A 19,946-nucleotide genomic window follows, 5' to 3' on the forward strand; every position below is an offset into this window, starting at 1 on the left:
TTGGAGCAGCAAAGATAATGCCGAACGCCCTTGGCGGTATCATACTGAAAGCCGCCTTTCTTCGATGCGATGCGGCATAATCCCGGTTACGGCATTATGACCATTATGCCGATATCGGCATAAGGGCCACTGGACCGGGCACAAATCGCGCCTTGATCGCGATCTTAAAAACCGCTTTGGCAGCGCTGCCTATGCCGCAGAAGAACTGGTAGCCGAACTTTCAAGCGCCATATTGGGCGCAGAGCTTGGATTGCCGGTAAGTCATCTTGATAGTCATGCGAGCTACATCAGCCACTGGCTCAAGCTGCTGAAATCTGATGACCGCGCCATGTTGACTGCTGCGGCACGAGCCGAAGAAGCCGCATCGCTCCTGCTGCGCCTCGGCGGCAAAGAGCCGATGAGTGCGCAGGATAGCGACGCTGAATTTGCCGAAGCAGCCTGAAGGAGATCATGGGACGTTCGGTGAGCTTTCCAACCGGCGCCATCACTGCCTATCAGCTCATCGAAGCAGGCGATGATCATTGGGACCTGGAACTTGAGACGCTTGTCAAGGATATTATCCATCAGGCCAAACAAGCTTTTCCGTCACTTGACCTCTATAATGGCTGGTGCGGACGTGAGGACAGCATCCTAATGCGCAACGCTTTTGCTGAACTTGGTACTTCGGTATATTGCGGTCTCGCAGCCATCTGGATCGCCGCGCGTGATGACAATCGCTACTGGGACAATGATAGCATTGCTCCCTTGAAGGGACGCACAGATCAAAGGCTCTCCCAAATTGAAGCCCGCTTTCTGGAGATGTTTTCCCAATATCGTTGTATCGGCCATTTCTCGAACGGCGAAGCCATATATGAGCCAGTGTCGGGCTGATACGATGCATTCCTTAAATGCTCGCTACCGGTTCGTCTTGGCATGAACTTGTTATTGCCCTTCGATCGTTGCGCGCTGGCTGCATTGCTGTACGCCTCTTGCCTCCTTTCAGGACAGGCCCTTGGACCGGTCGGCAGCCAGCCGCAACCTCAAAGGACTGCGGCCCGTGTGGCCCGCGCCAGCCTTGCCTTTGAGGTTTCCCGCCGTTGGCGGTGCGGCATGTCTGCCTATTCCCGGTCCGATGCGGGCACTGCCGGAGGCAACAGCGCGTCGCAATCCCGCTGACCGCTTTGCTTCCAATATCAGGAGGCAAAACCATGTATGACAATTTTACCCGGTCGCTGTCAGGACTTGATCTTTCAGGCTTGTCGATCACCACGCCGCCATTTGGCCCCACAGATTTTCCATGTGAAAACGCGATCCAGCAGACGCTTGCCGGCGTCTGGTCTGATCTCTTTGCGCTCTTCAGCGATACCGCTCTGGAAGCTGATGGCGAAGACATCGCGTGGGGCTTCGTCAATCTCTTCCACCGGGCCGCTTCGCGCAAATCCTCGGCTGTTGACCGCGCAACCGACGAAATCCGGGCGTTTCTTGCAAGCGCCGATGGATCAGAGATCCACAGTTCCAATCTCGAAGAGCAGATCGAGTGCGCACAGGCTGCTGAAGCAAGCATGATTGCCTTTGAAGCCATGCGCGAAACAGCGGCATCTCTCTATATCCACGAAACCGGCTCGTCCTGGAAGCCGATGACCGGTTCCCGGCCAAATCATGCCAACGGCATCACATCAGCGGTGATCAATGGCCGTGATTTTCTCCGCGCTCGCGCGCAAAGCCGCCAGAAAGCCTATATTCCCGAAGGTACGCCAGTAATCTTCGCTGGCGGCCGAACAAAACAAAACAGCACTGACGATGCGAAGCGATTTGCCGAAAACATATGGGAAACACTCGACAAGGTATCGAACTGTGTTCCCGATATGGTTCTTGTCCATGGCGGTGACACCAAGGGTGCAGATCGCTTAGCCGCATCCTGGGCGGAACGTCGCGGCATTCAGCAGCTAGTCTTCTCGCTCGACCGTCGCCTCGGAGCCCGGGCAGGATTTAAGCGCAACGAGCAGATGCTCTCCCTCAATCCGCGATATTTGATTGCCTTTCCTGGTACAGGTGTTCTGGAACGACTTGTGATCGAGGCCAAGACGCGCCGTGTAACGGTTGTTGATCGCCGCGGCCTGTTTGGGACTTCTCCAAAATCGCCTGGGTGAGCGATAGATATATATGCAGTGCCAATGTAGATTTCTGGACAATCGTTTTAACGGAAGAATAAATCCTATCTGCTTTGTCCAACATCGCTGGATTCAGGAATGATTTGCAGAATAGCTGCCGGTCAGCAATCGCTACGGATTGCGACATTTTCGACAGCCCGTTCATTTCCTACAACCAGCCATTCAATTAGATACGTGAAATGGCTTGGTGTGGGCCGGCAGCGGTCTGCCCGCTCTTGGGAGTCGGACTTTGGAATGCATACATTCGGCCAATCCAACTGATCCGACAACAGCCGCTGACAAATCTGCTGGAAGGCGGCAAACTCTGGAAATATGGCAAGAGCGCACCCGTTTTGCTGACTTGGTGCTTTCGGGCTAGGCTGCGCGACATCAACCAGCGAGAATCTCGCTTTCGAGCATGAAGCTCGCGCGTCGCCGGTCCTCGTCCGAGATCACATATTGCGCGAAGGCGGGACACACGTCGGTCGAGCGGTCGAGCAAGCGTGCGAGCAATGCCAGGCTGGAACGCTGTCGATCGCCCATACGGGCGAGGTCGTCCGCAATCTCATCCGCCGTCGTCTGATTGAGATAGGTGAAGAGTTTGCCGAGTAGACCGGCAATTGGGTCCGAAAGCTGGATTCCCTGCTCAGATTTGGAATCGGCGAAACGGAAATGCTCCAGCGCCGCGCCGTCATCGGTCAATTCGATGGATCGGAGATAGGTCTCGATCTGCTGCTCATCGTCGAGGATGTGGCTAGCGTTTTTGAAGAGGCACAGTCGGTTCAGGAAGAAGGTGCCGAAACCATCGATTAGGATGTTGGGGGATTCATCCTCAAGATAGGGCAGCGACGGAAGGCCGCGAGCGATCTGTAGCAGGCCCTTGAGCATATAGAATTGAAAGTGCGGCAGCATGTTCTCGCGATAGTCGAGGAGATCAAGCAGCTCGGCGACAAAGGCGCCGCGCCGTTCATGTCCCACGTCGGGATAGCTGTAGCGCCCCAACAACTCGGCCGTTCCGTCAACGTCGTCGCGCAGCAAGGTGTACAGGCTGTCTTTGAGCATCATGTGTACGGCGACCAATTGGGGAGCGTCAGCTTCGCTTAGGATCGCATCGACGATATCGACGATCGACCAGTAGAGCAGGTCCGTGACCTGATAGTGGACGAGAAAACCTTCATCCGAGAGCCATCGCAGGAAGCACTCGACCTTTGCCGAATCGAGAAGTTCAAGAAGGTCGCCGTTGCCAAGGAGCCTGAGCTTTATTTCTTTGACGTTCGGCTGAAAGCGCAGCGCAGCGCGCAACGAACCTAGGTTGATCGCCCGCGGCGCGCCGGCGTGCACGATGCCGCCGAGGACGAAGCAATCTGGACGACGAATGTTCATTCCGCCGGCGGTAAGGTGCAGCTTTCTGACGTTGTTGGTCTCGTCATAGTAGAAGGTGAAGACCTCATCGATCCCGGGCAAGCGGTACATCGCAATGATGGGATCACGCAGTTCGTTGACGTCGATCATAAATTCTTTGCCCCTACGTTCCTTCTCCCGCTCGTCGCGCCGGAGAGGGATAATCATCATGTCTTTTTCGATGTGGCAGGTCCACCGTTTAAGAGAAATGTCAGGTTTGATAAATTAGTAGGTTGACAATGTCAGAGTGAAGGCGCAGATAGAATGCGGGAGTTCCGCATGAGTGATGGTCCATATAAATCGCTGCCGATGAAACCGCGTTGGCGGCGAGCCGCTAAGTGCGCCTACAAGGAGGCCTATTCGCCGGAGGAGGTCGTGGAGAGCGTCACTCGGGCATCGCATGCCGACTGGCGCAGCGAAGTGCGGCAGACATTCGTTAGCAGCGTGGCCGCAATCGTTAATTCCATCGGCCAGCAATCCTTATTCGCCGATCAGATTCTGAGCGATCTTGGCAGCCTTCAGAGGATATGTGCCTCCCCGATGGAATCGACTTTCGTTCTTACCACGATGGAAGCCGTTCGGTCGGGGCAGTCCGGGGCAGCTGCCGTTCAGCGGGCTGCCGAGGATGCGCTCTCCGACCGCCTGCTCAGCAATTATCGCCAAGTGGAAGAGCATGTCCGCCGCGATGACGGATTGCAGAATGCGCGTTTCGTCCGGAGTAGGTTTGATGCCGCCCATCAGCAGGTCGATTTCCAAGGTCTTGCCCGCGCACTTTTGAGGACCGGCGATCCTTTGCCGCGACGAACCCGCGCTTCAAATACCGATCTTGATGCTGGAGTACCGCTATGACCGCCAGAACCTATCACGCAAGTCGCGAAGACGCGGTCTTGATAGACGCCGTCGAGGCTGGCTCCCGTCTGCGCGACGGTGCTGCCGGTGCCCTTCTGGACTCTGCGATCAGCCTGTCGACCGCGGGCTTGGAGAGCTATTTCTACACAGGCTGGCGACCTGAATTGGTCGACCTGATGGTGATCGCCGGAGCCGCAGAATTTTGCGATCTCAGCGTTCGGCGTCCGCGATGGGGCTGGGCACGGTCGTTCGATCTGCGTGTCGCCGTCCATGACCTTGCGCGATGGGAAGACAGAGCCGTCGGCTTAGCGCTGGAAGATGCGCTGACATTTTTGACTGGCGATCAGTGGGCGATCTCGTTCGTCGAACGCGAGCACGACATCGCGCGTGTCGGCCAAGGGACACTGGGCTTCGACGTCCGCGATCGCATTATCATGCCCTACAGCGACGGCATCGATTCACGGGCCGTCTCGGCCCTTGTTGAAGCGGAAGAAGGGGGCGGGCTCGTGCGGGTGCGCCTCGGGACCAAGGGCGCTGATACTCGTTCGCGCGATCCGAGGGAGCGCCGGTTCATGTCGGTTCCCTATCAGGTCCGGCTTGACGGGCGACAGCGGGTCGAATCCACCGCACGATCGCGCGGTTTCAAATTTGCGGTGATCACCGGAATCGCCGGAGTTCTAGCGGATGTCGAGCGCATTGTGGTGACCGAGAGCGGCCAAGGTGCGCTTGGTCCGATCCTCGCCAGCTTGGGGCAAGCCTATGCAGATTATCGGGTGCATCCAGCTTTCACCCGCCGGATCGAAGCGTTATTCGCGGTGCTCACCGGCAAACGAATCCGGTACGAATATCCGCGGATCTGGTCGACTAAGGGAGAAACCGTAATAGCGGCCAATGCGCTGGCATCTGCTCCCGGCTGGTCGAGCACCCGCTCCTGCTGGCAGAATTCACGGCAAGTCAGTTTCGCGCAGCAGCGGCGCCAGTGTGGTATTTGCGCGGCCTGTATGCTTCGCCGGCTTAGCATGCACGCGGCAGAGGTAGACGAACCTGCATCCAATTATATCTGGGAGAATCTTTCTGCTCCCGACATCGCATCGGGTGCCGTACCGGGCTTCACCCTTATGACCAAAGCTCTTCGCGAACATGCTATCGCCGGCGTGCTGCATCTCGACCATCTTTCCGCACTGGCCGGATCGCCCATCCATCGTCGGACCATTGATCGTGTTGCACGCGAGACCGCCAACGCCCTCTCAATTGATCCCGTCGAAGGGGAACGAAGGGTTCATGACCTCTTGTCGCGTCATCGCGACGAATGGCTTGCCTTCCAGTCCAGCTTGGGGCCGAACTCGTTTGTTTCCCAGCTTGCCCAGGTGTCCCCATGGCCGCGGTGACCGGCAGCCTTACGCCCGAAGCGCTTGGAGAACTTCTGCGAGAAGCTCGAGAGAATGCGAAGCTGACCCAGGCGGCGGCGGCGCAGGCGCTCAATGTGGCACGCACTACGCTGGTTGCCATCGAACAGGGGCAACGCCGTGCTCGCATCGAGGAGCTTCAAAAGCTTGCCGCGCTGTATCGCGTCTCACTCAATGTCTTATTACGACAGGATGGTGTGAGGGTCGATCTGCGTCCGAGATTCCGGAAGGCTGGCGAAGACGATCAGGAGGTGGAAAGCGCGGTTGCCCTTCTCAACAGTCTGGTCCAAGCTGAGCTGGAGCTTGAAAATCTGCTCGGCATTAAGCGTGCTCGCAACGACCCACCGGAGCGGCCGCTGTTGCCCGGGAACGTAATTTTGCAAGCTGAACAGGATGCTGCGGAACTGAGACAATGGCTCGGACTTGGCATGGCGCCAATTCACGACATGCTCAGCCTATTGGAGGTGCAACTCGGTGCGCGCGTATTCGTTCGACAGCTACCGGCGAGAGTGTCCGGTCTCTACGCATTCGACGAGGAAGCGGGTGCGTGCATCCTTCTCAACGCGGCGCATCCCCGGGATCGCCGGACGCAAACCGGCGCCCATGAGACCGGGCATTTCATTTCGACACGCCGGGCGCCCGACGCGCTCTATAGTGACTCGCCGGAAGCAACACGTGAGGAGCGCTATGCGAACGCTTTTGCGCGATGCTTACTGACCCCTGCAAGGGCAGTAGCTGCCCGGTTCCAGGATGTCACCGCCGGGGCGGCACGATTGACCCGCCGCCACATTATTATCCTCGCGCACGCCTTTGGCGTGTCGCGCGAGGCCATGGTGCGCCGTCTCGAAGAACTCGGCCTCACCAAATCCGGAACTTGGGACTGGTTCGCGGACCATGGTGGGATCACTGACGAACAGGCTCGTGAGGTATTGGGGGACGCTATCGCGTCGGATCCCGCAAAGGGGGATGCGACTCGGCCGGTCTCGATGCGATTGAGCTTGCTGGCCAGCGAAGCGTGGCGACGGGGTCTGTTGAGCGAGGGACAGCTGGCGCGGCTGCTGCACATCGACCGGGTCGAGGCTCGCGAGATGATCGACGAATTTGAAGAGGAAGGAGCGGTCGACGATGAGTCACCCTGGCTCCTGGCTTGACGATGCCGGATCGCTGGTAAGCGATGCCAGCGTCTGGATCAATCTCGTCGCAACCGAACGCGCGGATGTCGTCCTTCGAGCGTCGTCGGTGCGTCACCTCATCACATCGACGGCGCTCGGCGAGCTTGAGGCCGGCCGCGCGAAGGGGCGGCGGACTGCAATTGTGATTGCGGAGCTGATCGAGATCGGACTGATCAGCGAGGTAGCGCTCAGGCCCGCGGAAGAGGAAACCTTTCTTGGACTGGTTGCCGGCCCTATCAGTAAAACTCTCGACGATGGCGAGGCCGCGACAATCGCATACGCCCTTGGATCGGGATCGGTCGCGCTGATCGACGAACGTAAAGCGACGGCTCTCTGCGGGAATCAATTCCCGTCGGTCAAAGTGATGAGCACTACGGATCTGTTGCTTTCCCAGGCTGTGCAAAGCGCGATGACCGCCGATGATCTCGCGGACAGCCTGTTTCGGGCCTTATTGGTTGCGAGAATGCGGGTGCCCGAACACCATCTGCCTGAAGTGTGCAGGTTGCTCGGCCCGGAACGTCAGCAGCAATGCCGCAGTTTGCCGGCTACCTGGAGGAGGCCGCCCGATGCACGATTGGCAGTAAACTGACCGTTCGCCATTCAAGCCTCTCGGTTTCCGAGCGACGTCCGCTTTTGGGTAAGTCAAACAAGTCCCCGAATGACCGAGATGAGGGCGCGAAGCTGACATCCCAAACGGACTGTTTAAATGTCCGCTTCGACTATTAGCAATCCAGAAGCGGCCTTCGGCAAACCACTCACTCCGGTCATTCAACCAAATCACTTATCATTGGGACGCCAGCATTATCTTCTGCTTTTGGTCAGCTCAGGAATTTTGTTGGTCCAGGCCCCGTTAGAGCTATCACGCAATGGCGCATATTTAAGTTGAAACATCTGTAGTGTTGACTATCCTCTTCCGTGTTGGCGGGGAACATAATTCCTCACGGGAACCAGCATTGGTAACTTTATGGGCGTTTTAGACGTCTGCCAACAAGAGACTGCGGGGTAGCGCATAAACGGCGTTGTCCAGCGCGAGCCAAGGCTCCCGACTGAGGGGCGGTATCTTTTAAAGGCCGCTGCGCATCCGCTTTGAAGCAATTCAAAGACAGGATGTTTATGGCAAACCAACTACAAAAAATACGTAGCAAAAGATGCAAGCCCAAAACGGGTTTTGCTATTATTGCAGACAACCAATGTGCGGCGAAAATGCGGCTGACTTTGCTGCGCGATTCGGGATTTAGTCAAGACAGGCTTTACTGCTCCGATGTACAGCGGAACATCTAGACGCACGATGCACAGGAGGACTTGATTCGCTTCAGAACGTCGTAGCCGCATGCTATTTCTGTAATTCCAACCGGCACCGCTCACCCAAACCGCTGGATCCTTTCCGCTATGCCAAAAGAGCATCAACACGGCTCAGGTCCGGACGCTGGCATGGCATTCTTATCTCCCCGTTATAGCCAATATCTGTGTTTGCGTGACGCCGCGTCTGACCGGGTGATATAGACGATGAGACGTTTCTTTGCGCGGCCCTTTTGAGCGGCGATGATTCAATTTCGCTAAACGGCAGCGCCAATATTTCGTCCCTTGGCTATACCATCAAGATACGCTGGGCATCACGCCGCATTTTGCTCTCTGCATCAAACATTCCGCCCCGATAAGGTCTGCCGAGTGATAGCAAGATAACCGGTCATTATTTCAATAGGCTTTGACGATCCCCGAACCGCCATACCGAAACCCAATCCGGCTTTTTCGCGAACCTGTCTGAATCAGGACAGCAGGAAACATGCAACCCGCTTTGCTTCCGGCCGTGTTGCCGGTCTGCGACCGGCTGCCCGCACCACCCGGGCAAAGCAGGTTCCCCTTCGGTGCAGTTCCCTCATGCCCTGCTTCTTTTGACTGTTCGCAAGCCGGAAATGGTTTCCGGATTTGTTAATTCAGGAGAAATATCATGACCAATATCGCAATACTGACCGGCCGCATCGCACGCGATCCCGAAGCCAGAGAAACCCAGGGTGGAATTACCGTCACATCGATCACAGTCGTGACCGACCGCCCCGCCCGGAACAAGGATGGTAAAACCTACAAGGATGACAATGGCTATACCGTCAAGGATAGCGAATTTCACCGCGTAACCTGCTTCAACGGTCTCGGCAAAAACGTCGCGCAATATTGCACCAAGGGTCAGCTGGTCGCGGTCGAAGGCCGCATCCACTATACCCAGTGGGAAGATAATGATGGCATCAAACGCTATGGCTGCGAGATCCTCGCCGACAAGGTTGATTTCCTCACCAAAGGCAGTTCGCAAGACAATCAGGATGCGCCCGAAATCGATTGATCACAGGTTGCATTGCAGCCATAAAATTCAGGCCTCGCCGGACAACCGGCGGGGCCTTTTTCTTGTTTTTTAAGCGCGCAAGATGGGTAAAAGCTGCACCCTAATTTTCTGCGATACCAAGCCGGGCAAGTGCGTCAGATTCGCCCATAGCGCCAAGCGCGATTGCGATCCGCTTCAAGTTTTTAGGTGTGAAGCTCTCTATCCCGCTGCCCAGAAATATCTGACCAATCTCGAGGGCTGCATTTTGCTCTAATGTTCGCTGCTTTTCAGCAAGCGCTGCTTTTTCGGTTTCGAGTCTTTTCAGTGCGGCAAGCGCGCTGCGCTTCGTAGGCATTACAGGATCCTTTCAAATCCCCTCTTTTGTGCTCGCCCTGTTAGCTTAGTGGCACACATTCTGAGCTGTAGGAAACGGGAAATTTTCAATCTCTTCATAGTCGCTTTGGCGGAGGATGGAGGGGTGTGCTGCTCACTATCTATCAAGTTTGAGGTCCGGTCCTGTCCCGCGTCAAGGACGGGCGGGGCCCCACCATTTTGCCCACATGGCGCCCTTATGAGGGCGTTTATCCATGCGAACAAAATCGTTTCCCCCACCGCCGCTATCGCGGTCACCCTTCGGGCGATCCTGTGACCCGGTCCAGCAAGCGAACCTCTCAACTTTTCCTGTCGTTTTCGACAAACTTCAGGAGGATTATCATGTCATTTCAAGTCTGCATTTCTTCACCAACGCAGAGCTATTTTGAAGCTCTGGAATGCGCCGAGCGCAGGGCGTTACACAGTTACTTTGACCAGCATATATTGGAAGATGATGAGCTTGGCTATATTGCCGTAGATGAAGGAGATTACAACGCGCTACCCGCTGCTCTTTACTCCCGCGTCGTGCACACGGTTCACGGTGCTTTGCTAGACGATTTCTGATCTGGATCAGGGCAGGAACTGCAAGCAGTTCCTGCCCTTTTTCATGCTCGCTCCGAATTAAGCGGATAGTGAAAACGTGCCAAATGAGCGCGGGCACAAGTGCCGACGCGCGCGCTTTGGGTCAGCTGGATGAAGGCGTTCAAGTTTTTATGGAGAAGATGCGCCGAATTGCTGGATCCCTGCTTAGCGGCTGGGGACAGGGGTGCACACCCTACGCAGCGGGCTGCCTTCGCAATATGCATTAAATTCAATAGTTTAATATCAAAAACTTGCATTGGTCCCAAATAATTTAAGCGTGATTTACAAGCCGGATTCGCGATTTGCCTGCAATTTATATTCTTTTAATGTACTGAAAATCAATAATTATAAAGCCTTTGACTTTACTTTGTTCACGATTTATTCTCATCATACCTTCCGCAAGGTGAACCAGGTTCCATATTCCCACAGGAACCTGATCATGAACAAGCATATCAGTCTTCAAACCTACGTTCCAAAAGCTCTTGCCGTTTGGGTGAGATCACAGGCAGATGATCGTAAGGTCAGTGTCAGCATTGTCGTGCGCGACCTTCTGGTCGATGCATGGCATGCGCAAAATTCTGCTGGTGGCAAGATCCTTCCGCTCGATTCCCAGCGCCAGAATATTTTTATCAGCATAGCGCTCGATGCTCTTTTGGCAGGCCATCCAGATAGCAGCTTGAGGAAACGAACGCTCGAAGCCTATCACCGTAAACTGGCTCGTCTGGGACTGACTTCGGCTCCTGTTTCAGGAGGCGATGATGAAGCGTAACCTCCTCAATTTCACGCGCGGCAGTCAGCTACTTGGGCATTTTGCATTCATGTTTGCCGCCGGTCTAAAAGGACCGGTGATAGTAGCTGCAGTGGTAACGATCGGGCTGTGCTGGTGGAACGTTACAAGCGCTCTGGATGATCATCAACTCTACCTGGTCTGGATGCAAATTTATGCCAGCCTTTATGCCTTTATGGAGTTTGATCCGGCAAAGCTGGTAAACCTCAAATTGGCAGCTGGCGGGCATGCGCAGTTGCCAATGTCACTGATACGCGATTTCCCGCTGATGAGAGAAGCAGTGGCCGCTTTTTGGGACGCGGTCCGCTTTGCGATTATTCTTGGTGCCTCGGTCCTGACGCCGACTTTCATCTTCTTCTATTGGTTCGCCGAACATTTCGGCGGCAAGTCCAAGGAACGTAAACATGAACGCGGCGCGATGCTGGTAACGTTGCCGGAACTGGAACAGGAGATTGAACGGCATAACCGGATCGAACAGGGGCGCGAGATGCGCGCCGAACTGGGTTTCAAATGGCATTTGGCAGGCCGCGCGGCCTTGGAACATGCGGGCTATTATGTACCTTCGCATCTGGCGGGGTTGAGCTACCCATGGCGGCTGGAACAAAGCCATGCGATGATTATCGGCACAACGGGAACAGGTAAAACCGTCGCATTGTTTGATCTGGTATCCGAAGCGCGCCGACGCGGCCAGCGGGCGGTGATCTTTGATCTGACCGGGGCGTTTGTCGAGACATTTTATGATGCGTCCCGCGACGTCATTTTGAATCCTCTTGACGAACGTTGCCCGGCCTGGAGTGTCTTCAATGATTGCTCAAGCGAGGGCGAGTTTCATGCGGCAGCAGAAGCATTGGTGCCTCATGATGGCGGGGGTAGCGAGCAGTTCTGGGTGCTCGCCGCGCGTATGCTATTTGTGGAAATGTGTCTTCATTTAAGGGCCAAAGGCGAAGCAACCAATGAAGCGCTGGCGTCCAAATTAATGACCGCCGACCTTGCGCAGGTGCATAAACTTATGCGCGGAACCATGGCCGATCCACTTACAGCTCCCGAAGCTGCGCGCATGGCTGAGTCCATCCGTGCGGTATTCAACGCCAATGCCAAGGCGCTCAAATTATTGCCCACAGATGGACCTGCATTTTCCCTTCGAGACTGGGTGCGCGGCGACTGCATGGCCGGATCCATATTGTTCATTTCAGCGCGCTATGTCGAGATGAGTATTTCGTCCCAGCTTCTCACCTTGTGGATGGACACCGCGATGAATACACTGATGACGACGGACCGAACAAAGGATCTTCGCCTCTGGTTCCTCATCGATGAACTTGGCGCACTCCACCGCCTGCCAGCACTGGAAAAAGGGCTGCAAACGGCCCGAAATTTTGGTGGGGCTATCGTGACCGGCGTGCACGCTTTCGCCAAGCTGAAAGAGGTCTATGGGGAGAATATGGCGATGACACTTTCTTCGCTCGCGCGTACCAAGCTTATCCTTGCCACCGCAGACCGCGAGACTGCGACCTGGTGCTCTGACTTTATCGGGCATCGGCAGGTAAAGGATATGGAGGAGGGCTATAGCTACGGTTATAATAACGCCCGCGATGCGGTGAGCCTGACGCCGCGCCGTCAGGTTGAACCATTGCTCCTTCCCGACCAGTTCATGAACCTGCCGAGGCTCTCCGGCTATATCAAGTTTCCAGACGGTTTTCCCGCAGCGCCCATTGCTCTGACGCCGCGCGACTGGCCGCGAATTGCCGAAGGCTTCATTACCCGTGAAGCCGTCAAAACCAATCCGACCATGTTCGACCATGGATCGCCTGAGAAAGTACAAACTGAACGCAGAACAAGCGACAATGGTGAACATCCATCCGCCAACGATGATGGAGCCGGGAAACCGGTCGAATTGCGTCAAATGGACCTATTGTCGGGTTTGGAAAACAAAGACGATGATCCCGCAAAATCGAGTGATCCCGAAACGCGGGATAAACCTGCCGAAATATTGAAACACAGCACCAGCGCGCCTGCTGAAACTCGAGGCAGCGATCCGTCCTTGGTGGCCGCCGGCTATCACGCCACGTTGCCTGTAGAGAACCTTGTGACGGGCGACGACCAAGCTGCACAGGATGGTTTGAATGAAGGCCATGGTCAAAACGAGGCAACCCAGATCGCGGGAATAGCAGCAGCGGCATCAGCTCCAAATAATGCGTTACCGCGTATCCAAAGCGATATCCGTCCGCCGCAGGAAAAAGACCTATTGGAAGGCGCTGTCGACGCGCACGAAGAGCCCGATCTCGGTGACTGGGAGCCTGACATGTAGGATAGATAATATCGGGAGCGAGGGGCTCATTCACCATAGGTCATTCTTATGCTCTCCATTGCCAATGTGCGCTCTTCTTCCGCCGCCGCAACTTATTTTGCTGCCGACAATTATTACGCCAAAGCCGATGCCGACCGATCAGGAATATGGGTAGGAAACGCTGCTGAAACGCTGGGCCTTAGCGGTCAAGTGGATGCCAAGGCCTTTGATGCTTTACTGAGCGGCAAACTGCCTGGAGCTATTCAGGTCGGTAATCAAAACCAGGCGCACCGGCCTGGAACTGATCTCACATTTTCGCTGCCGAAAAGCTGGTCGCTTCTGGCATTGGTCGGCGGTGATAAGCGTATTGTCGAGGCATATCGTGAAGCTGTGATCGCAACGCTGGCATGGGCCGAGAAGAATGCAGCAGAAACCAGAATTGTAGAAAAGAGACAGATCAAAACGGTGCCAACCGGTAATCTCGCTATTGGCTTGTTCCAGCATGATACCAATCGCAATCAGGAACCTAATCTGCATTTTCATGCTGTTGTCGCCAATGTCACGCAGGGCCCGGACGGGAAATGGCTCAGCCTCAAAAATGATCGTCTCTGGTCGCTCAATACTTTGCTTAACAGCATGACCATGGCGCGGTTCAGAATTGCCGTTGAAAAGCTTGGCTATCAGCCGGGCGCGACCGGCAAGCATGGCAATTTTGAGGCCGAGGGTTTCACAAGAGCCGACATTATGGCCTTTTCTTCCCGGCGTCAGGAAATTGTCGATGCGGTTCACCGCCTCGGAATTCAGACGCCCAAAGCGCGGGATATCGCAGCGCTTCAGACCCGATCGGCAAAAGCCCCGATAGCAGACCGTGATGAATTGGCGTCGAGTTGGCGCGGCGCAGCTGATGATATTGGTCTTGATCTACAGGGCAAGATTTCATCTGCTCTTGATCGCGCCGAAATGCTCGATGCGGCTCCAAGCTTCGCCAAAAATCTGGCCGACCGCGGTAAAAAACTGCTGCGCGATTTTGCAGCGCGTATTCGCGGAAATGCGGATGACCCGCTGATTCCAGACCATATATTCAAGAAAGATGCTGAAACCATTGCAGCGGCGCAGTGTGTTGCATCTGCCGTCAGGCATCTTGGACAAAGAGAGGCCGCTTGGTCGCGCGAGGCTTTGCTCAAAACCGCACTCGACTTTGGATTGCCAACGACCATTGATCATGTCGAACAGCAGGTGCGTGCTCTGGTCCGCTCGGGCACTCTTGTCAAAGGCGCAGGCGGACAGAAAGACTGGCTTACCTCGCAGGACGCAATAACGCTTGAGGAGCAGATATTATCCCACGTCGCACTCGGACGCTCAGCGGTTTTGCCTATTGTCGGCAGCGATGTTGCGTCCCAGCGTGTTCAAGCCGTGTCTGCGCTTAACCACGGCCTGACGCTCAACGAGGGACAGGAAGCCGGTGCCCGGCTCATATTGTCGTCTCACAATCGGACTGTAGCGGTTCAGGGGGTTGCTGGCGCTGGCAAATCTAGCCTTCTCAAACCTGTTTCAGAGCTATTACGAGAGGAAGGCAAAAAGGTCCTGGGGCTTGCCGTCCAGAATACGCTCGTCCAGATGCTGGAACGCGACACTGGTATATCGTCAATGACGCTGGCGCGGTTTTTAAGGAACCATGCCAAATTGCTGGATACGCCGGCTGATCGCGCACTGCTTTCACAGGCAAGACGGCAACTCAAAGATCATGTTCTGGTTCTCGACGAGGCTTCAATGGTGTCCAGTGCCGACAAGGAGAAGCTCATCCGCCTGGCCAATCTGGCGCGTGTCGACAGGCTGGTGCTCATCGGGGATCGCAAGCAGCTCGGCGCTGTTGATGCTGGTAAGCCTTTTGATCTGATCCAGAAAGCTGGCGCCGAACGCGCGGTCATGGACGTCAATCTGCGCGCGCGCGATTCAGGATTGCGCCGCGCACAATCCGCCGCGCAATCAGGTCAGGTCGCCAAAGCCATGGGCTATCTCAAGGATCATACCGTCGAAACCAATGGCGACAGCGCGGTCATGGCCGCCGAACGCTGGTTGTCGCTTGCGCCATCGAAGCGCGAAAATACCGCTATCTATGCGTCGGGGCGGGCTCTGCGGTCTGCGGTCAATCAGGCCGTCCAGACCGGCTTAAAAGCCAATGGCGAGCTTGGACAGGCACCTTTGCGCCTGTCCACTCTTTCCCGCGTTAACGCCACGCGCGAGGAGCTGCGCTATATGTCGGCCTATAAAGCAGGCATGGTGCTTGAGGTCGAAGCCCGCGATCGCAAACAAGGTCTGAGGCCGGGCCAATACCAAATAGCTGCCGTTGATGCGCCCCGCAGAATCGTGAAATTACGCGATAGCAAAGGGAACATAGTGCAGTTTCAGTCCTCCAAAATGCGGTCTGCGAAAGGCGCAGATCGATTGGCCTTATTTGAAGAAAAGCAGATCGACATTCATAGCGGAGACCGCATTCGGTGGACCAAAAATGATCACCGGCGCGGCCTCTTCAATGCAGATCAGGCAAAGATTATCGATATCAACAACACCTATGTCACGCTGGTAACATCAGCCGGCCTTGAACATAGGCTCAAACGCAGCGACCCAATGCTCAAGCGGCTTGATTTAGCCTATGCGCTCAATGCCCATATGGCGCAGGGCCTGACGTCTGACCACGGTATCGCGGTTATGGATAGCCGCGAAAAGAACCTTGCCAACCAGCAGACATTTCTGGTGACGATAACCCGGCTGCGCGACAGTCTGACACTATTTGTTGATAATGCCAGCAAGCTCAGCAGCGCGGTAGCTCATAATCCAGGCACGAAAACTTCTGCACTGGAAGTAACCGAGCGGCTCCGTCAAGCTGCTGCGACGGGGTTGAAAGCGGGCAGGCCGGCCCAGGAAAAACCGCTCGGCAAAGACAAGCCGGAAATTGCGAAAGACATGGTGAAGCCGTTCGAAATCGGGATTTAAACGACAAAATGGGTGCTACCATCACTGGACATATCTTTGGGACTATCGCATGTGGTTTGGATGATGTTTAATCTGCTCCTGCTCTTCGCCTTGAAGGTGGCCATTGTTCCAAGCGGTGAAACGTTCACCTGCACGCCTATCAGGGTCTGGGATGGCGATGGACCAATTTGGTGCGCTGAAGGTCCAAGAATTAGACTATCCGGCATAGCCGCCCGCGAAATGGATGGCACCTGCAGGTCCGGTCATCCTTGTCCCAATGCAACAGCAAAAGCAGCCCGCGATGCACTCGTCAATCTTGTCGGCCGTCCGATCGGCACGTCCAGCGAAGGTCATATTCTGGTGAGTGGCCGCGCGATGCGGTGTAGGTCCGATGGCGGAGCTGGTGGATCGAGAACCGCAGCCTGGTGCGTCTCGCCCAAAAGCGGCGATATCAACTGCGCAATGGTGCGCGGCGGATGGGCCGCCCGGTGGGACAAATATTGGAAGCGGCATCGCTGTGCCTGATCAGTCGAGCAGGCCAAACAAGAGCTGGCGGGAGAGGCTGCTCTATTTTGCGGCGGGTCTTATAGCTCTTTTGATACTGGGCTGGCCGCTTTATACGCTCTTTCACTGGATAATTGCCAAGCTGTAAATGCTTACAACGTGCGGCAGAACCAAATGACCCGGCCAACGATATGAATGGACGCGCGGTCCACGTCATCCCAGGTCGGATAGGCTGTATTATCACTGGAGATCGTGATTTGTTTGCCGCCAGGTTTGAGGGCAACCCGTTTGACGACAAGCGTATCGTCTGAACGCAAGACGTAGATTCCGTCTCTCAGGCGCGAGCCGTGATCGGAAGCATCAACAAGCACCTCATCACGGTGGCTGAGAGTTGGCTCCATAGATTCTCCGAGCACACGAACAATCGAAAGGCTTGAACTTTTGGACGGTGTCAGTTTCTTGAGCCATCTCTCGTCAAAGCCAAAGCGGGTCTGGCTATTTTCGCTTTCGGCAATCGCCCCAAACCCTGCCGAAGCATCCACGTCGAGGACAGCGATTTCGACAAGTCCGTTATGGATAGCAGGCGGCGGTCCGCCAAGCAGCTGCTCATCGACGCCAAAGTAACGCGCTAGCTTCCGGCGATCTTCGTCATCAAGCTTGCGCGGGCTGCCGCGTTTTATAAATTGCTGGATGTAAGCAGGATTGCGGCCAAGTAGCCGAGATAGGCCTGAATAATCATCCTTGTTTTGCCGGATAAGCCGGTCCAGCTCTTCTCTAACATTGTCCATCGGCAATGCCTTTCATTCAATCCAGTCATTTTGCTCATAGGAATTATCCTAGACAATATGGATTCTTCCTAATAGGAACAAAACAAGAACACAAGTGAAAACTGATTCGAGGAAGGTAATGAAACTATTAGACCGTATCGAATTGCACCTGAAGCAAACCCATATTTCTGCAACGCGCTTTGGGAGGCGAGCAGTTGGCGATCCTAGGTTCGTGTTGGACCTAAGAATGGGGCGAAGACCGAGGCGACGGACGGTTGAGAAGGTGGAAAAGTATCTAGGCGAGACAAGTAACCAAATATTCTAATAGGCTTTGGGAAGTCTTTCCAGAGCCTGGCGTAGGATCTGAACCATATTGTGGACAAAGAATATGCGAAGATCTATGACTTTGTTGTCGTTCTGCCACAAAATGCTATCTCATCGACTAAGGAAGCGGGCGATTTTCTTCGCAACGAATTGGGAAGGGTTGCCGATTTTGCGCAAAACTCACTCTATCCAGCAAGCTCAATCGAACCGCTAATGCCATGGTTGAGCCGTTATGGCTTAGAGCATTTGGCGGTATGAATTTGCTTAAGGGCGCTAATGCTTCAACGTAGGTTTACGAATGCATTCCGCTGTCTCTATCATATTGGCTTTGGCTAACCATTTATTGAAAATATGTAATCACTTCGAACATTCAGAACTTTCCCAAGATTGCCATGGGCAATGTCGGACGATTCATTTGATCTCAAGATTGCGGAAGCCGCTACTGACCTTTTCTGCCATTTTTCTAGGAATTTCCGAGATCTGAGCAAATTGATCCCACTTACCGATTGCGGATTTAATCTCTGCTATGATCGCTTTGGTTTCTGCTGCTTTGAGGTCGGCAAATTTTCCAAATGTGATGAGATCCTCCAAGTTAAAATTGTCTGTTTTGCCTGCGAGTGACATCTGATGTTCGCTCGTCCAGACCCCGCTAGGATTATATGCATAAGTGACATCAAATGCTGGCGATAGACTCCAGCTTCCATCGCGGTCCATCAGGAATGCAATATTTTTGGTATGATCGTCCTGATTGCGAATGAATATATTGAGCAGAGCGCGTCGGACTTGCTCTTTTAGAGCATCGCGCCCGAGACCCAGAATGCGAATGGTTTCAATGGCCTGTTCATAGCTATATGCCCGAGCTAGGTTAAAATCAAAATGCCGCATTGCGCAAAGCGATTGCATGTGCAGTTTACGGCCATCTTCGGTACGATCAAAACGCTGTGTCATAAAGTGAGCGCGGCCACCTTCTTCATGGAGCCGAGACCGCATCATGGCAATACCCGCTTCCTTGGCGAGTAAATAGCAGGCATATTCCAGTCTGCCATAGCCCATCGGATCAGCGAGCTCTTTGTCGGCATTGCCGGAAACACCGTCAAATTTGAGGAGCCACTGGGTATAGCCCGGGCCTGCTTTCAATTGCCCTGAATGAAACTCGCCGGTCTCCTCATTCCATGCAAGGACTGCCTTCGCCCGCGCGCCGCCCGCTGAAGTTCCCACGCGCAATATTTCCTGAAGAGCATGGTGATCGTCGTCGCCATTCAGCACACCCGCCAAGTCCTCACGGGCGGCTATAACGCGATTGGCAAGCTCGATTAGCGGCGCAAGTTCAATTGGTCCGCCCTGGCTCCTTGGTTCGCCTGCGGCTGGTTCAAATTCCAATGCGCCCATTCCGCGCCGACCAGTATAACATAGTCGCTCGACAGGATCGAAGCTGTCTGGGCTTCTTCCCTGTTCTGCAAGCCAGCGATTGATGAGGGCGTTACCAAATTTGTCCGGCAGGCTGTCCGCGAGCATTCCAGGCAACCCCTTGAAGGTCTCAAATGGCAATGCCGGGAAATCATAGACGCCGCTTCGCAGCGGCATGCTAAGCGGCGCGGCCTCAATCCCGCTGCGAACGAATTCCGGAGTATATTCAAAGACGCCGATATTTCGGCCTTCATCCCATAATACAGCGCCGATTTGACGGCCCCAGAGATTGATGACCGCACGTGTCATGGCGTTTTATCGTCCCATGTCCACTCTTCCGTTTCAATCTCGCCTTCGGGCCGCCGGACCCGTTGTCGGGTTTTGCCCTTATCCGACCGTGGATCGAGCGGACTAAGGGTCGCATCTGGGACGATCTCGAGCAACCGGTCCTCCAGCTCCAATGCGCGCATCACCCGGACAAGGCTATCGATTGTCCCGCCTTTGCCGCCCTCTATGCGCGCGAGCGTCGAGCGTGAAATTCCTGACATTTCTGCTAATTCCGCCTGCTTGAGGTTGCGCGAAATACGGTATGCTTCCACTCTCTGGCCGAGACTCGCCAGCGTTGCCGCAAGCGGCCTATGCTGCGTTTCCATATAATGTGCCATTGTTAAGCCT

Annotated in this window: 17 protein-coding genes and 1 pseudogene; 13 read left to right on the forward strand and 5 right to left on the reverse strand. The window is 55.0% G+C overall.

Annotation, left to right across the window (positions count from 1 at the left end; genetic code table 11):
- Window positions 1-127: 127 nt before the first annotated feature.
- From CHN51_RS06550 to CHN51_RS06560, 3 genes and pseudogenes are all read left to right on the forward strand, one after another.
- Window positions 128-442, forward strand: a pseudogene (locus CHN51_RS06550) (zincin-like metallopeptidase domain-containing protein); the annotation flags it as partial.
- Between the two features lie 8 nt (window positions 443-450).
- Window positions 451-870 carry a hypothetical protein gene (locus tag CHN51_RS06555; protein ID WP_100093304.1) on the forward strand — a complete coding sequence of 140 codons (420 nt, stop codon included), beginning with the start codon at window positions 451-453 and terminating at the stop codon, window positions 868-870.
- Window positions 871-1,187: 317 nt separating this feature from the next.
- Window positions 1,188-2,129: a DUF2493 domain-containing protein gene (locus tag CHN51_RS06560; RefSeq protein ID WP_100093305.1), complete on the forward strand. Its 942-nt coding sequence runs from the start codon at window positions 1,188-1,190 to the stop codon at window positions 2,127-2,129.
- Between the two features lie 390 nt (window positions 2,130-2,519).
- Here CHN51_RS06560 and CHN51_RS06565 read toward each other — a convergent pair whose 3' ends face one another.
- Window positions 2,520-3,701, reverse strand: coding sequence for a DUF3800 domain-containing protein (locus CHN51_RS06565; protein WP_206170014.1), 1,182 nt, complete (start codon window positions 3,699-3,701; stop codon window positions 2,520-2,522).
- 93 nt (window positions 3,702-3,794) lie between these two features.
- Here CHN51_RS06565 and CHN51_RS19500 point away from each other — a divergent pair, with 93 nt between their 5' ends.
- The 5 genes from CHN51_RS19500 (at window position 3,795) to CHN51_RS06590 (ending at window position 9,292) form a co-directional block, all read left to right on the forward strand.
- Complete coding sequence (locus CHN51_RS19500; RefSeq protein WP_123906261.1) at window positions 3,795-4,379, forward strand: hypothetical protein; 585 nt, start codon at window positions 3,795-3,797, stop codon at window positions 4,377-4,379.
- Entirely contained in the window at window positions 4,376-5,767 is a 1,392-nt protein-coding gene (locus CHN51_RS06575) for a 7-cyano-7-deazaguanine synthase (RefSeq protein ID WP_100093307.1), read from the forward strand. The genes CHN51_RS19500 and CHN51_RS06575 overlap by 4 nt, the downstream gene beginning before the upstream one ends.
- Complete coding sequence (locus tag CHN51_RS06580; RefSeq protein WP_100093308.1) at window positions 5,755-6,936, forward strand: XRE family transcriptional regulator; 1,182 nt, start codon at window positions 5,755-5,757, stop codon at window positions 6,934-6,936. The genes CHN51_RS06575 and CHN51_RS06580 overlap by 13 nt, the downstream gene beginning before the upstream one ends.
- On the forward strand, window positions 6,911-7,546 hold the full coding sequence (locus tag CHN51_RS06585; protein ID WP_100093309.1) for a hypothetical protein: 636 nt from the start codon (window positions 6,911-6,913) through the stop codon (window positions 7,544-7,546). The genes CHN51_RS06580 and CHN51_RS06585 overlap by 26 nt, the downstream gene beginning before the upstream one ends.
- Before the next feature lie 1,359 nt (window positions 7,547-8,905).
- Window positions 8,906-9,292 (forward strand): single-stranded DNA-binding protein, encoded by a 387-nt coding sequence (locus CHN51_RS06590; RefSeq protein ID WP_100093310.1) that lies wholly within the window; start codon window positions 8,906-8,908, stop codon window positions 9,290-9,292.
- A 100-nt stretch (window positions 9,293-9,392) separates the two neighbouring features.
- Here the strand turns inward: CHN51_RS06590 and CHN51_RS06595 are convergent, their stop codons facing one another.
- A complete protein-coding gene (locus tag CHN51_RS06595; RefSeq protein ID WP_100093311.1) occupies window positions 9,393-9,626 on the reverse strand; it encodes a DUF6437 family protein in 234 nt (77 codons plus the stop codon).
- A 359-nt stretch (window positions 9,627-9,985) separates the two neighbouring features.
- Here CHN51_RS06595 and CHN51_RS06605 point away from each other — a divergent pair, with 359 nt between their 5' ends.
- The 4 genes from CHN51_RS06605 to mobF all read left to right on the forward strand — a co-directional run bounded on the left by CHN51_RS06605 (window position 9,986) and on the right by mobF (window position 16,290).
- Window positions 9,986-10,207 (forward strand): hypothetical protein, encoded by a 222-nt coding sequence (locus CHN51_RS06605; protein ID WP_100093313.1) that lies wholly within the window; start codon window positions 9,986-9,988, stop codon window positions 10,205-10,207.
- Window positions 10,208-10,664: 457 nt separating this feature from the next.
- Entirely contained in the window at window positions 10,665-10,994 is a 330-nt protein-coding gene (locus CHN51_RS06610; RefSeq protein WP_100095460.1) for a hypothetical protein, read from the forward strand.
- A complete protein-coding gene (locus CHN51_RS06615) occupies window positions 10,984-13,317 on the forward strand; it encodes a type IV secretion system DNA-binding domain-containing protein (protein WP_100093314.1) in 2,334 nt (777 codons plus the stop codon). The genes CHN51_RS06610 and CHN51_RS06615 overlap by 11 nt, the downstream gene beginning before the upstream one ends.
- Before the next feature lie 48 nt (window positions 13,318-13,365).
- On the forward strand, window positions 13,366-16,290 hold the full coding sequence (gene mobF / locus CHN51_RS06620; RefSeq protein ID WP_100093315.1) for a MobF family relaxase: 2,925 nt from the start codon (window positions 13,366-13,368) through the stop codon (window positions 16,288-16,290).
- A 635-nt stretch (window positions 16,291-16,925) separates the two neighbouring features.
- Here mobF and CHN51_RS06630 read toward each other — a convergent pair.
- Window positions 16,926-17,561 carry a S24 family peptidase gene (locus tag CHN51_RS06630; protein ID WP_100093317.1) on the reverse strand — a complete coding sequence of 212 codons (636 nt, stop codon included), beginning with the start codon at window positions 17,559-17,561 and terminating at the stop codon, window positions 16,926-16,928.
- A 354-nt stretch (window positions 17,562-17,915) separates the two neighbouring features.
- On the opposite strand from CHN51_RS06630, the gene CHN51_RS19505 reads away from it, so the two are divergent.
- Window positions 17,916-18,122: a hypothetical protein gene (locus CHN51_RS19505; RefSeq protein ID WP_123906262.1), complete on the forward strand. Its 207-nt coding sequence runs from the start codon at window positions 17,916-17,918 to the stop codon at window positions 18,120-18,122.
- A gap of 153 nt (window positions 18,123-18,275) precedes the next feature.
- Here the strand turns inward: CHN51_RS19505 and CHN51_RS06640 are convergent, their stop codons facing one another.
- Both CHN51_RS06640 and CHN51_RS06645 read right to left on the reverse strand, forming a co-directional pair.
- Complete coding sequence (locus CHN51_RS06640) at window positions 18,276-19,580, reverse strand: type II toxin-antitoxin system HipA family toxin (RefSeq protein WP_100093319.1); 1,305 nt, start codon at window positions 19,578-19,580, stop codon at window positions 18,276-18,278.
- Window positions 19,577-19,936: a helix-turn-helix transcriptional regulator gene (locus tag CHN51_RS06645; RefSeq protein WP_240616881.1), complete on the reverse strand. Its 360-nt coding sequence runs from the start codon at window positions 19,934-19,936 to the stop codon at window positions 19,577-19,579. The genes CHN51_RS06640 and CHN51_RS06645 overlap by 4 nt, the downstream gene beginning before the upstream one ends.
- Between the last annotated feature and the right edge of the window lie 10 nt (window positions 19,937-19,946).

Origin of the sequence: Sphingorhabdus sp. YGSMI21 (assembly GCF_002776575.1) — a bacterium.
Taxonomy (GTDB): domain Bacteria; phylum Pseudomonadota; class Alphaproteobacteria; order Sphingomonadales; family Sphingomonadaceae; genus Parasphingorhabdus.

Bases quoted from the DNA above. Each gene is read 5' to 3' on its own strand.
- CHN51_RS06555 (WP_100093304.1), top strand. From the start codon at position 451: ATGGGACGTTCGGTGAGCTTTCCAACCGGCGCCATCACTGCCTATCAG.
- CHN51_RS06560 (WP_100093305.1), top strand. From the start codon at position 1,188: ATGTATGACAATTTTACCCGGTCGCTGTCAGGACTTGATCTTTCAGGC.
- CHN51_RS06565 (WP_206170014.1), bottom strand. From the start codon at position 3,701: ATGATGATTATCCCTCTCCGGCGCGACGAGCGGGAGAAGGAACGTAGG.
- CHN51_RS19500 (WP_123906261.1), top strand. From the start codon at position 3,795: ATGCGGGAGTTCCGCATGAGTGATGGTCCATATAAATCGCTGCCGATG.
- CHN51_RS06575 (WP_100093307.1), top strand. From the start codon at position 4,376: ATGACCGCCAGAACCTATCACGCAAGTCGCGAAGACGCGGTCTTGATA.
- CHN51_RS06580 (WP_100093308.1), top strand. From the start codon at position 5,755: ATGGCCGCGGTGACCGGCAGCCTTACGCCCGAAGCGCTTGGAGAACTT.
- CHN51_RS06585 (WP_100093309.1), top strand. From the start codon at position 6,911: ATGAGTCACCCTGGCTCCTGGCTTGACGATGCCGGATCGCTGGTAAGC.
- CHN51_RS06590 (WP_100093310.1), top strand. From the start codon at position 8,906: ATGACCAATATCGCAATACTGACCGGCCGCATCGCACGCGATCCCGAA.
- CHN51_RS06595 (WP_100093311.1), bottom strand. From the start codon at position 9,626: ATGCCTACGAAGCGCAGCGCGCTTGCCGCACTGAAAAGACTCGAAACC.
- CHN51_RS06605 (WP_100093313.1), top strand. From the start codon at position 9,986: ATGTCATTTCAAGTCTGCATTTCTTCACCAACGCAGAGCTATTTTGAA.
- CHN51_RS06610 (WP_100095460.1), top strand. From the start codon at position 10,665: ATGAACAAGCATATCAGTCTTCAAACCTACGTTCCAAAAGCTCTTGCC.
- CHN51_RS06615 (WP_100093314.1), top strand. From the start codon at position 10,984: ATGAAGCGTAACCTCCTCAATTTCACGCGCGGCAGTCAGCTACTTGGG.
- mobF (WP_100093315.1), top strand. From the start codon at position 13,366: ATGCTCTCCATTGCCAATGTGCGCTCTTCTTCCGCCGCCGCAACTTAT.
- CHN51_RS06630 (WP_100093317.1), bottom strand. From the start codon at position 17,561: ATGGACAATGTTAGAGAAGAGCTGGACCGGCTTATCCGGCAAAACAAG.
- CHN51_RS06640 (WP_100093319.1), bottom strand. From the start codon at position 19,580: ATGACACGTGCGGTCATCAATCTCTGGGGCCGTCAAATCGGCGCTGTA.
- CHN51_RS06645 (WP_240616881.1), bottom strand. From the start codon at position 19,936: ATGGCACATTATATGGAAACGCAGCATAGGCCGCTTGCGGCAACGCTG.